At 70.8% G+C, this 11,912-nt stretch carries 10 protein-coding genes and 1 tRNA gene; 5 read left to right on the forward strand and 6 right to left on the reverse strand.

Annotation, left to right across the window (positions count from 1 at the left end):
* Positions 1-7: 7 nt before the first annotated feature.
* The 5 genes from AB0D49_RS07435 (at position 8) to AB0D49_RS07455 (ending at position 7,216) form a co-directional block, all read left to right on the forward strand.
* Positions 8-1,972: a copper resistance protein CopC gene (locus AB0D49_RS07435; protein ID WP_362752297.1), complete on the forward strand. Its 1,965-nt coding sequence runs from the start codon at positions 8-10 to the stop codon at positions 1,970-1,972.
* Between the two features lie 7 nt (positions 1,973-1,979).
* Positions 1,980-3,308, forward strand: a complete 1,329-nt coding sequence (efeB, locus tag AB0D49_RS07440; RefSeq protein WP_362752300.1) for an iron uptake transporter deferrochelatase/peroxidase subunit — start codon at positions 1,980-1,982, stop codon at positions 3,306-3,308.
* A gap of 145 nt (positions 3,309-3,453) precedes the next feature.
* Positions 3,454-4,386: a prephenate dehydratase gene (gene pheA / locus AB0D49_RS07445; RefSeq protein WP_362752303.1), complete on the forward strand. Its 933-nt coding sequence runs from the start codon at positions 3,454-3,456 to the stop codon at positions 4,384-4,386.
* A 749-nt stretch (positions 4,387-5,135) separates the two neighbouring features.
* A complete protein-coding gene (serS, locus tag AB0D49_RS07450) occupies positions 5,136-6,413 on the forward strand; it encodes a serine--tRNA ligase (RefSeq protein WP_362752307.1) in 1,278 nt (425 codons plus the stop codon).
* On the forward strand, positions 6,410-7,216 hold the full coding sequence (locus AB0D49_RS07455) for an HAD family hydrolase (protein WP_362752310.1): 807 nt from the start codon (positions 6,410-6,412) through the stop codon (positions 7,214-7,216). Before serS ends, AB0D49_RS07455 begins: the two co-directional genes overlap by 4 nt.
* A gap of 365 nt (positions 7,217-7,581) precedes the next feature.
* Here AB0D49_RS07455 and AB0D49_RS07460 read toward each other — a convergent pair.
* The 6 genes from AB0D49_RS07460 to AB0D49_RS07485 form a co-directional block, all read right to left on the reverse strand.
* Positions 7,582-7,666: transfer RNA gene (locus tag AB0D49_RS07460), tRNA-Ser, on the reverse strand.
* A gap of 280 nt (positions 7,667-7,946) precedes the next feature.
* Positions 7,947-8,183, reverse strand: coding sequence for a hypothetical protein (locus AB0D49_RS07465; protein ID WP_362752313.1), 237 nt, complete (start codon positions 8,181-8,183; stop codon positions 7,947-7,949).
* A gap of 147 nt (positions 8,184-8,330) precedes the next feature.
* Complete coding sequence (locus AB0D49_RS07470; RefSeq protein WP_362752316.1) at positions 8,331-9,050, reverse strand: ABC transporter permease; 720 nt, start codon at positions 9,048-9,050, stop codon at positions 8,331-8,333.
* Positions 9,051-9,061: 11 nt separating this feature from the next.
* On the reverse strand, positions 9,062-9,973 hold the full coding sequence (locus AB0D49_RS07475; protein ID WP_362752319.1) for an ABC transporter ATP-binding protein: 912 nt from the start codon (positions 9,971-9,973) through the stop codon (positions 9,062-9,064).
* Positions 9,970-10,878 carry an ABC transporter permease gene (locus AB0D49_RS07480; RefSeq protein ID WP_362752322.1) on the reverse strand — a complete coding sequence of 303 codons (909 nt, stop codon included), beginning with the start codon at positions 10,876-10,878 and terminating at the stop codon, positions 9,970-9,972. The genes AB0D49_RS07475 and AB0D49_RS07480 overlap by 4 nt, the downstream gene beginning before the upstream one ends.
* Positions 10,868-11,869 (reverse strand): ATP-binding cassette domain-containing protein, encoded by a 1,002-nt coding sequence (locus AB0D49_RS07485; RefSeq protein ID WP_362753401.1) that lies wholly within the window; start codon positions 11,867-11,869, stop codon positions 10,868-10,870. The genes AB0D49_RS07480 and AB0D49_RS07485 overlap by 11 nt, the downstream gene beginning before the upstream one ends.
* Between the last annotated feature and the right edge of the window lie 43 nt (positions 11,870-11,912).

The raw sequence follows: 11,912 nt of genomic DNA on the forward strand, positions 1-11,912 counted from the left end.
AACACCCTTGACGCAGTCCATCGCCCCCCGGCTGCGCAGCCTGGTGCTGCTGCTCATGGCGGTGACCGGGGCGCTCTTCCTGGGCGCCGCACCGGCCTGGGCCCATGCCGCGCTGACCGGCAGCGACCCCCAGCAGGGGGCGGTGGTCGAGCAGGCCCCGGCACAGATCTCGCTGACCTTCTCCGAACCGGTCTCCGCGCCCGAGGGCAGCCTGCGCGTCCTCGGCCCCAAGGGCGAGCGAGCCGACACCGGCGCCCCGGCCAACCCCGGCGGCACCACGTACACCGTGAAGCTGCACTCGGGGCTGGCCGACGGCACGTACACCGTCACCTATCAGGTCGTCTCCGCCGACAGTCATCCGGTCGCCGGGGCCTACACCTTCTCCATCGGCGCCCCCTCCGCGACCTCGGTCACCGTGGACGACCAGAACAACGGCGGCGGGGTCGTGGGCACGCTCTACGACATCGGGCGGTATGTGTCGTACGCCGGGTTCATCGTGCTGGCCGGGGGCGCCGCCTTCGTGCTCGTCTGCTGGCAGCGCGGGTCCGGGGTGCGGGCCGTGCAGCGGCTGGTGGTGTCCGGCTGGGTCGCGCTGACCGCGGCCACGCTGTGGCTGCTGCTGTTGCGCGGCGCGTACACCACCTCCGGGAAGATCGGGGACGTCGTCGACCTCGATCTGCTCGGCGATGTCCTCCAGACCAAGACCGGTGCGGCGCTGGTCTCCCGGCTGCTGCTGCTCGCCGCCGCCGCGCTCTTCATCGCCGTGCTCTTCGGCGCGTACGACAAGCGCGAGGACGCCGAGAAGCGGGATCTGACGTTCGGGCTCGCGGTCGGCGGGGTCGTGGTCGCCGCCGGGCTCGCGGCGAGCTGGGCGATGGCCGAGCACGCCTCCACCGGTATCCAGACCGGGATCGCGATGCCCGTGGACGTCCTGCATCTGCTCGCCGTCGCCGCCTGGCTCGGCGGGCTGTGCACGCTGCTGGTCGCGCTGTACCGGGCGCCCGCCGGGACACCGCTGGACGCCACCGCCGTACGCCGTTTCTCCCAGGTCGCCTTCGGGAGTGTGGTCGCCCTGGTGGTGACCGGTGTCTACCAGTCCTGGCGCCAGCTCGGCTCCTGGGCCGCCTTCACCGACACCCGCTACGGCCAGTTGCTGCTGGTCAAGCTGGGGCTGGTGGCGGTGCTCGTCGGGATCGCCTGGCTGTCCCGGCGGTGGACGGCCCGGCTGGCGGAGGTGCCGGTCGCCGTAGGCGCCAAGCCGAAGGAGAAGCCGAAGGAGAGGGTGACTGCTCAGGCGGGTGCGGGCGGTGGCGGTGGCGCGGGGAAGGGCTCCAGCTCCGGGGCCGGATCCGGCTCCCGTTCCGGCTCCGGCTCCGGCTCCGGTGACGCCCGCCGTGCCGCGCAGCTCGCCCGGCAGCGGGCCGCCGCCGACACCGCCGCCCGCAAGCGGCTGCGGGACGCCGACCCGGACCGGTTCGGGCTGCGCCGCTCGGTGCTGGCCGAGGCCGGGGTCGCGGTCGTCCTGCTCGCCGTGACCACCGTGCTGACCTCGACCGAGCCGGGCCGTACCGAGCTGGACGCGAAGGCCGCCGCCGACCGCGCCGCCGTCGATCCCTCCGCCCCCTCCACCGGGGCGGTGACGCTGGATCTGCCGTTCGACACGGGCGGCGAGGACGGCAAGGGCCTCGTCCGGGTCGACATCGATCCCGCGCGGGTCGGCGCCAACGAGGTGCATGTGTACGGCGAGCGGCCCAACGGACGCGTCTTCGACCTCCCCGAGGTCAAGCTCGCCTTCACGCTCAAGTCCCAGGACATCGGGCCGCTGCCCGTCGTACCGGACCACATCACCACCGGACACTGGTCGGCCGCCGGTGTCCAGATCCCCATGGCGGGCGAATGGCAGGTCGAAGTCACCGTACGGACCTCCGACATCGACCAGGTGACCGTCTCCAAGAACGCGCAGATCGGCTAGCACGGACATGTCCGACCAGACGACGACGGCGGCCGACGACCCGGCCGACCACGACTCCTCCTCCGGAGACCCCGGAAACCTTGGAACCCCCGGGATCTCCCGGCGGGCCCTTCTCGGTACCGCCGGGGCCAGCGGGCTCGTGCTCGGCGCGGCGGGCGCGGCCGTCGGCTACACCGCCGCCCCCGCCGGGGCCACCCCGCTGACCTCCGTCGGCGCCGAGCGGGCGATGTTTCACGGGAAACATCAGCCCGGCATCACCACGGCCATGCACGCCCGTGGCCATCTCATCGCCTTCGACCTGGCGGCGGGCGCGGGCCGCACGGAGGCCGCCGCGCTGCTGCGCCGCTGGTCGCAGACCGCCCGGCGACTGATGGCGGGCGAACCGGCGACCCAGGGCGACACGGCCGTGGCGCTCGACGCCGGGCCCTCCTCCCTCACCGTGACCTTCGGCTTCGGCCATAGCTTCTTCGCCCGTACGGGGCTGGAGGCACGGCGTCCGGTGGCCCTCGACCCACTGCCGGACTTCTCCTCCGACCAGCTCGACAAGGCCCGCAGCAACGGCGATCTGTGGGTGCAGATCGGGGCGAACGACGCCCTGGTCGCCTTCCACGCGCTACGGGCGATCCAGAAGGACGCGGGCGGCGCGGCCCGGGTGCGCTGGCAGATGAACGGTTTCAACCGCTCGCCGGGCGCCACCTCCCGTCCGATGACCACGCGCAACCTCATGGGGCAGATCGACGGGACGCGCAATCCGCTGCCTTCCGAGCCGGACTTCGAGGCGCGGATCTGGGTGCCGGCCGAGCCCACGTCCGCGTCCGACTCCGCGTCCGCCTCCGTGAAGGACCCGGAGTGGATGGCCGGGGGGACGTACGCCGTCGTCCGCCGTATCCGGATGCTCCTGGACGACTGGGAGGGGCTGTCCCTGGGCGACCAGGAGGCGGTCATCGGGCGGCGCAAGTCCGACGGCGCCCCGCTGAGCGGCGGCGGCGAGACCACGGAGATGGAGTTGGACAAGGTCGGCGCCGGGGGCGACCTGGTGGTGCCGATCAACGCGCACGCCCGGATCACCCGGCCCGACCAGAACGGGGGCGCGGCGATGCTGCGGCGGCCGTTCTCGTACCACGACGGCTTCGGTGCGGACGGAGTCGCGGACGCGGGACTGCTGTTCGTGTGCTTCCAGGCCGATCCGCTGCGCGGCTTCGTCCCGGTGCAGCGGAAGCTGGACCGGGGGGACGCGCTGTCGGCGTTCGTCCGGCACGAGGCGAGTGGGCTGTTCGCGGTGCCGGGGGGAGCGGTGGAGGGGGGGTATGTGGGGCAGGGGTTGCTGGAGGGGTGACGGGCGCTTCCGGCGGCTTCGCGGGAGCCTGAGTGCGGGGCAGGTGGCGACCTGCCGTGCCGGGAACGCGGTGCGGGTCGTCCTTGCGGGTGGCCTGCTGTGAGAAGGGTCAAACCTGGTTCCCCAGGCCCATTAGGGTGAAGACATGCCAGCGAGCTACGCGTATCTCGGTCCCGAGGGCACCTTCACCGAAGTCGCCCTGCGCACCCTTCCGGAGACCGCCACCCGGGAGCTGATCCCTTACGTGTCCGTCCAGTCCGCGCTGGACGCGGTGCGCGCGGGCGAGGCCGAGGCCGCGTTCGTGCCGATCGAGAACTCCGTCGAGGGCGGTATCACCACCACGCTGGACGAGCTGGTCGCGGGCGCCCCGCTGATGATCTACCGCGAGGTGCTGCTGTCGATCACCTTCGCGCTGCTGGTCCGGCCCGGCACCCAGCTGTCGGACATCAAGACGGTCTCCGCCCACCCGGCCGCCCAGCCGCAGGTGCGGAACTGGCTGAAGCGGAACCTTCCGGACGTCCACTGGGAGTCCGCCGCGTCCAACGCGGACGCGGCCCGCCTGGTCCAGGACGGACAGTACGACGCCGCCTTCGCCGGTGAGTTCGCCGCCGCCCGCTATGGGCTGGAGGCGCTGGAGACCGGTATCCACGACGCGGAGAACGCGCAGACCCGTTTCGTCCTGGTGGGCCGTCCGGCCCGGCCCGCGGCGCCGACCGGCGCGGACAAGACGTCGGTGGTGCTGTGGCAGCGGGACGACCATCCGGGCGGGCTGCGTGATCTGCTCGGCGAGTTCGCCACCCGGGGCATCAACCTGATGCTGCTCCAGTCCCGCCCGACCGGCGCCGGGATCGGCAACTACTGCTTCTGTGTCGACGCCGAGGGCCATATCTCCGACCGGCGGGTGGCGGAGGCGCTGATGGGGCTGAAGCGGATCTGTCTCCAGGTGCGGTTCCTGGGCTCGTATCCGCGGGCGGACATCACGGCGGCGGATGTGCGGGCGCCGCTGGTGGGGACGTCGGACGAGGAGTTCGTGACGGCGGCGGACTGGGTGGCGCGCTGCCAGGACGGGCGGTTCTAGGGGGCGGGTCGCGGCTTCCTCGCCTCGCCGGTCTGTCCTGCCCGTCCGCTCGCCCCGCACGCCCGTCTGCCCTGCCCGCCCGTGCCGCCCACTCGTCCCGCCCACTCGTCCCGCCCGCCCGTCCCGCACGCCCGTCCCAGGCGTCACACCCATCACACTCGCCACACCCACATCACCCGCATCACCCACATCACCCGCCACTCCTGCCCCACCCGGCACGCCCACCACACCGGTCCTACCTGCTGATTTTCGTTATCCACAGGAGTTATCCACAGGTCCGCATCTCGACCTGGGGACAAGTCGACACCACCCACCGAGTCGGTCGACAAATCGGCTCACTCGCCCTCGCCGCGTCCACCGACGCGCACATCACCCGTCGTCCACTGTTTTCCCTCGGGCAACTCTTCAGAGTTACTCATTTCCACTCGAACGTGGGCTTAAGGGAGGTTTCAACCGGGAATCCCCGATGTCGATCACAACCTTCGGAGTGATCCATTCCGATGTCCACAGATCTTCCGCACAGCCTGTGGATAACTCTTCGGGGGATGTGGATCGCTGTGGACAACCGAACCCCCAAGTCCCGTTCTCCACAAGGAAATCCAGTCAACCGCACGCCGTACCGCTCCCCCGTTCCAGGGATCGGGCAGATCTTTCTTGACACAAGCCGCAATTCCCTCATAACCCTATGTAAGCCGCACCGCCCTTTTATGAGTCGTGACCGCTCCTCGGGCACCGGTAGCCTGGGGCGCGTGATTGACCTTCGTCTGCTCCGTGAGGACCCCGACCGTGTGCGCGCCTCCCAGCGCGCCCGTGGAGAGGATGTCGCCCTCGTCGACTCCCTCCTCTCCGCCGATGAGCGGCGCAGGTCCTCCGGCGTGCGCTTCGACGAGCTGCGTGCCACGCAGAAGCAGTTCGGCAGGCAGATCTCCCAGGCGTCCGGCGACGAGAGGACCGAGCTGCTGAAGCAGGCGGCCCAGCTCGCCGCCGACGTCAAGGCCGCCGACGCCGAGCGCGACGCGGCCGACGCCGAGACCCAGGAGCTGCTGGCCCAGCTGGGCAACCTCGTCCACCCCGACGTCCCCGTCGGCGGCGAGGAGGACTTCGTCACGCTGGAGACGCACGGCACGATCCGCGACTTCGACGCCGAGGGCTTCGCCCCCAAGGACCATCTGGAGCTGGGCACGCTCCTCGGCGCGATCGACGTCGAGCGCGGCGCCAAGGTCTCCGGCTCCCGCTTCTACTTCCTCACCGGCGTCGGCGCCCTGCTGGAGCTGGCGCTGGTCAACGCCGCCATCGGCCAGGCCACCGCGGCGGGCTTCACCCCGATGCTGACCCCGGCCCTGGTCCGCCCCCAGTCCATGGCGGGCACCGGCTTCCTCGGCCAGGCCGCGCAGGACGTCTACCACCTCGACAAGGACGACCTGTATCTGGTCGGCACCTCCGAGGTCCCCCTCGCCGCATACCACATGGACGAGATCCTCGACGCCGACCGCCTCCCGCTGCGCTACGCCGGGTTCTCCCCGTGCTTCCGCCGCGAGGCCGGTTCGCACGGCAAGGACACCCGGGGCATCTTCCGGGTGCACCAGTTCGACAAGGTCGAGATGTTCTCGTACGTCGCTCCCGAGGACTCCCAGGCCGAGCACCAGCGGCTGCTGGAGTGGGAGAAGCAGTGGCTGACCTCCCTGGAGCTGCCGTTCCGGGTGATCGACGTGGCCTCCGCCGACCTCGGCTCGTCCGCCTCGCGCAAGTTCGACTGCGAGGCGTGGGTCCCGACCCAGGGCAAGTACCGCGAGCTGACCTCGACCTCCGACTGCACCGAGTTCCAGTCCCGCCGGCTCTCCATCCGGATGCGGGAGGGCAAGACCGTCCGCCCGCTGGCCACCCTCAACGGCACCCTGTGCGCCGTGCCGCGCACGATCGTGGCGATCCTGGAGAACCACCAGCAGGCCGACGGCTCCGTCCGCGTCCCCGAGGTGCTGCGCCCCTACCTGGGCGGCCGGGACGTCCTGGAACCGGTGGCCAAGTGAGCGCCGGGGACCTGACCTACCGACTGATCGCGACCGACCTGGACGGAACGCTTCTGCGCTCCGACGGGTCGGTCTCCCGGCGCACCCGTGACGCGCTCACCGCCATCACCAAGGCGGGCGCCGCGCACATCGTCGTCACCGGCCGCGCGGTCCCCTGGACCAAGGACATCCTGGACGACCTCGACTACCAGGGCCTCGCCGTCTGCGGCCAGGGCGCCCAGGTCTACGACGCCGGGGAGCAGCGGCTGCTGACCTCCGTGACCCTGGACCGGCAGCTCGCGGCCCTCGCCCTCGCGAAGATCGAGGCGGAGGTCGGCCCGCTGTTCCTGGCGGCGAGCCGTGACGGTCTGGACGGCGATGTGCTGATCGGCCCCGGTTACGCGCTTCAGGGCACCCTGCCCGCCATCCCCTTCACGGATGTGTCCGACCTCTGGACCGCCCCGCTGAACAAGATCTACATACAGCACCCGACGCTGTCCGACGACGATCTCGCCGAGGCCGCGCGTCAGGCCGCCGGTGGGTTCGTCAGCGTCGCGATGGCCGGTGAGGGGATCGTGGAGCTGCTTCCCCTCGGGCTGTCCAAGGCCACGGGGCTCTCGCTCGCGGCCCGTCGGCTCGGCCTCACGTCCGCCGACACCATCGCGTTCGGCGACATGCCCAACGATGTGCCCATGTTCGGCTGGGCGGCCCACGGCGTGGCCATGGCCAACGCCCATGCCGAACTGAAGGCCGTCGCCAACGAGGTGACCACCGGCAACGACGAGGACGGCATCGCGGTGGTGCTGGAACGTCTGCTGGGCTGAACGCACGGCTGGACCATGACCGGCGCGTCCCCTGTTCGGGGTGCGCCGGTTGTCTGTCTTGTTCGTCGGGGCAGGCGAGGTGTCCCGTTGGCCGTCGGGGGCGGGATGTCTCGCCGGGAGCGGAGGTCTCGCCGGAGGCGGAGTCCCACAGGGGGAACGGGAGCGGAGTCTGACACCGCACGCGGCGGTCTCGCCGGGAGCGCTGAACGATCTCCGCGGGCAGCGTAGGCGGCTTATCGGCTGGGCGAACGGACGCACCACATCCCGGTCACGACAACCGCCGTACTCGGACTGAGGCTCAGGATCAGCGGCGGACTCGGACTCGGATTCGGACTCGGATTCGCGAACACATCATCATCACCACGCGGAGGATGCACGATTCGAACGTGCGCGGGCGTCAACCCGACCACGGCATAGCAAGCCGGTGCCTTCCCACTCGGCCAATCCTCCAGGAGGGCGGTCCACGCGAAGTGCCCGGACCTCGCGTGCTCGAAGCGACCGCCCCAGGCGGCTCCCTGCGATCCGGACTTCACGGAGGGGTAACTACTCCGGAGCCCGTCGCGGGCCGCCCGTACGGGAGCCGGTCGTACTGTCGTGCATCGACATCGCCGCGCTCCCTTCCCCGCTCATCGCGCCGGTCGATCCGGCGTCGTGGACAGTTCCACTGTGCCGGTTCCAGGGAGTGGGCCGCCACCGAATTTTCCGTCGGCCAGGGGCCGGGTCCCGGCGGCTACGGGCGGCGCCACCTGCGGCGGCGGGCCTTGCTGAAGAACCAGCCCGCGGGCGGCTCGTCCGAGCGCCACGGCTGGGGCTCAGGTGCCTCGCGGCGCCAGCGGGCGGCCAGCATCCGGGCTCGGGCGGACGGCTCGGACGTCCCGGCGGAGCGTATGAACTCCTCGTCCAGGACCAGGTCGCCCTCCCAGTCCCCCTCGTCACGGTCATCGGCGGCCGGTGTCTTGTCTGCCATCCCCGTTCCCTTCCGACTCCCCCGCGGTTCCAGGCTGCTGTGCGGCGTACTTTTCGGGACATCTCGCGATGTCCCGTGCCGCCAGTGTGCCCCGCGGCGGGTGAAGCCCCCGTCAAGAGCAGGGGGCCGCACCCGCCCGGGGCCGTCTCACTCCTCCCCGGCCAGCGTCAGTGTGCGCAGCTTCTGCCCGGCGTACCAGGTGGCCAGCACGGTCACAGCGACCAGCAGGATCGTCCCCGTGGCCAGGCCCACGTCCGAGGTGACCAGTTCATTGCCGGAGACCTTCTGGGCCACCGCCAGCGACCACTGCTGGACGCTCAGGGTGCGCGCGCCGGGCACCAGGGAGCCGAACAGCGCCTCCCAGACCAGCGCGTAGACCAGTCCGAACACCACGGCGTGCCGCGAGACCGTGCCCAGCAGGAGGAACATCGCCGCGTAGGCGATGGAGGCGATCAGTGCGGCCACCGTGTAGGCGACGGCGATCTGCTGTCCGTTGCCGTTGAGGATGAATCCGGCGATCAGGGTCGGCAGCGCCGAGAACACCATGGTGACGGCGATGGCCACGGTCAGCTTGGTGACGATGATCGTCGGCCGCTTGACGGGCTTGGACAGCAGATACACCACCGATCCGTCGTCGATCTCCGGGCCGATCGCGCCCGTACCGGCGATGACGCCGATGATCGGCACCATCGTGGCCAGCGCCAGTCCGCCGAGGAGATCGGCCGCGGTCTGGTCGTCGGCGCCGACCAGGGCGCGCACGATCACCGAGACCACGATCAGCAGCATCGGCAGGGCGCCGAGGATCAGGGCGCGGCGTCGGCCGAGCAGGGCCCGGTAGGTGAGCCGGGCGACTGTGGGGTCGTACATCTTTCGGCCTCCTACGCCGCGACCAGATACGAGAAGACGGACTCTAGGGACTCATCGGACGGCGAGACCGTGAGCAGCCGGATGCCGTGGTCACGGGCCACCTTCGGCAGCAGGGCGGTGAACCGGCCGAAGTCGACGGCCTGGATGCGCAGCGCGCCCTCGGCGTGGTCCACCTCGATACCGGCTGTCGACGGGTCGGCGATCAGTGCGGCGGCCAGGGCGCGGTCGTCGCTGGAGCGCACCAGGTAGCGGTGCGGGCGGTCGGTCATCAGACGGCGGATCTTGCGGAAGTCGCCGCTGGCGGCGTGCCGTCCGGCGACCACGACCTCGATGTGCCAGGCCAGTTGCTCGACCTCTTCGAGTATGTGGGAGGAGAACAGCACCGTGCGCCCCTCGTCGCCCATCCTGCGCAGCAGGTCCATCAGCTGCATCCGCTGGCGGGGGTCCATACCGTTGAAGGGTTCGTCGAGCAGCAGCAGCGACGGCTCGTGGACCAGGGCGGACGCCATCTTCACGCGCTGGCGCATACCCTTGGAGTAGGTGGCGATCTTGCGGTCCTGGGCGTACTCCATCTCGACCGTGGCCAGCGCCTTCTGCGCCTCCCGGTCGCCGAGGCCCTGGAGTTCGGCGTTGGCGACGACGAACTCCCGGCCGGTGAGGAAGTCGTACATCGCCTCGCGCTCGGGGACGATGCCGATGTGCCGGTAGATCTGCTCGTTGCGCCAGACCTGCTCGCCGTCGAGGGCGACCGTGCCGGTGGAGGGGGCGAGGAAGCCGCCCATCATGTTGATGAGGGTGGACTTCCCGGCGCCGTTGGGGCCGAGCAGGCCGGTGACGCCGGGCCCGATGGTCATGGTGATGTCGTTGACGGCGACCACGTTGCCGAACCAGCGGGAGACATGGTCGAGGGAGAGGGTGGTCACAGTCCGACCTTTCGGTAGCGGCGCATGAGAAGGCCGTAGCAGGCGGCGATCGCGCCCAGCGCGACGAGGAGGTAGACGACCCCTTCGGCGGCCGAGGGGCCGTTGCCGCCGGGGAACGCCGACTCGGCGCCGAGGAAGGCGGTCTGGACTCCGTCGATGAGGGTGATCGGGGAGAACAGGCCGATCCAGGGGACGGCGCTCTCGCTGCCCTGGACCTCGGCGATCGACTGGAGCGTGGAGACCGCGCCGAAGGAGATGGTCAGCACGGCGATGACGGCGGCGATACCGAAGCCGCGGCGCGGGGTGACCGCCGCGATGACCAGGCCGAGACCGGCGAAGAGCAGCGAGAGCAGAGCCACGGAGACGAGTCCCTGGGCGAATCCCTTGGTCTGGTCGGCGAAGTCCAGCTTGGCCAGCAGCGCGCCGATGTAGAGCACCAGCAGCGGGGCGGCGGTCAGGATGAACAGCGCGCAGGACATCGCGGCGAACTTGGCGCGGACGTAGTCGGCGGTCTCGATCGGCCGGGAGAAGTACAGCGGGACGGTCTTGAAGCGCAGGTCGCGCGAGACGGACTGGGGGGCCTGCGAGGCCACGTACAGGCTGAGCACGCCCTGCATCACGATCGCGTAGCGGGTGTAGTCCAGGGGCAGTTCGTTCGCCTTGGTGGCGACGGCGACGGCGACCATGATGATCGCGGGCACGCACATCACCACCAGCAGCAGCATCGGCAGGATCTTGGACTTGACCGAGCGGCCGAGGCCGTAGGCGCCGCGCAGGGACTGGGAGAACAGCGACCGGCGGGCGTAGCCGCGGCCGAGGCGGGGGCCGTCGTAGGTGCGGTATCCGATGTTGTGGATACGGGTCTGGTCGCCGGGCAGGGGGGCGACGGGCTGCTCAACGGCCATGGCCGACCGCCTCCTTGGGCTCGCTGTGGGGCTCGCTGGCGGGTCGGTCGGCGCTCTCGCCCGCCGGTTCGTCGGTGAAGACCTCGGCGATGTGGTGGCGGCGCTGCTCCATGCGGACCAGGCCGAGGCCCATGTCGGCGACCAGGTCGCGGACCAGGTCGTAGGTCTCCTCGCCGCTGGCGGTGAGCAGCAGGGTGTGACCGGCGCCGGGCAGTCCGCTGCCGGCCTGCACCTCCTGGCCACGGGCGGCGAGCGCCTCACGCAGGGCGCGGGTGCCGTCGGGGTGGGTGTCGGTGTCGGTGACCTCGATCGCCAGGGTCGTGGTGGTCTGGGTGAAGTCGGTGGTGGAGCTGGAGCGCAGCAGCTTGCCGCCGTCGATCACCACCACGTGGTCGCAGGTGCGTTCCAGTTCGCCCAGGAGGTGGGAGGTGACCAGGACCGAGATGCCGAAGTCGGTGTGGATACGGCGGATGAGGCCGAGCATCTCGTCCCGGCCGACCGGGTCCAGGCCGTTGGTCGGCTCGTCGAGGAAGACCAGCTTCGGGTCGTGGACCAGCGCCTGGGCCAGCTTGACGCGCTGCTTCATGCCCGTGGAGTAGCCGCCTATGGGGCGGTAGCGCTCCTCGTACAGCCCGACATGGCGCAGGGTGTCGGCGGTGCGCTCGCGGGCGGCGGTCGGCGGGAGGCCGGACATCCGCGCCATGTGCACGACGAACTCGGTGGCCGAGACGTCGGGCGGCAGGCAGTCGTGCTCCGGCATGTAGCCGACGCGCTCGCGGATGGCGGCGCCCTTGGTCGCGACGTCGAGACCGAGCACGTCGGCGCGGCCTTCCGTGGCGGGGGACAGACCCAGGAGGATCTTGATCAGTGTGGACTTGCCGGCCCCGTTGGCTCCGACGAGTCCGGTCACACCGGGTCCGACGTCCATGGAGAGCCGGTCAAGCGCGGTCACCCTCGGGAACCGCTTGCTCAGGCTTTCGGTCGCGATCACAGTCACAAGGAGAACGGTAGTGACGCGCGCCACGTGAGTCGTC

This window comes from Streptomyces sp. NPDC048290, from assembly GCF_040652095.1.
Taxonomy (GTDB): domain Bacteria; phylum Actinomycetota; class Actinomycetes; order Streptomycetales; family Streptomycetaceae; genus Streptomyces.

Coding starts and splice junctions, on each gene's coding strand:
- efeB (WP_362752300.1), top strand. CDS start 1,980: ATGTCCGACCAGACGACGACGGCGGCCGACGACCCGGCCGACCACGAC.
- pheA (WP_362752303.1), top strand. CDS start 3,454: ATGCCAGCGAGCTACGCGTATCTCGGTCCCGAGGGCACCTTCACCGAA.
- AB0D49_RS07465 (WP_362752313.1), bottom strand. CDS start 8,183: ATGGCAGACAAGACACCGGCCGCCGATGACCGTGACGAGGGGGACTGG.
- AB0D49_RS07470 (WP_362752316.1), bottom strand. CDS start 9,050: ATGTACGACCCCACAGTCGCCCGGCTCACCTACCGGGCCCTGCTCGGC.
- AB0D49_RS07480 (WP_362752322.1), bottom strand. CDS start 10,878: ATGGCCGTTGAGCAGCCCGTCGCCCCCCTGCCCGGCGACCAGACCCGT.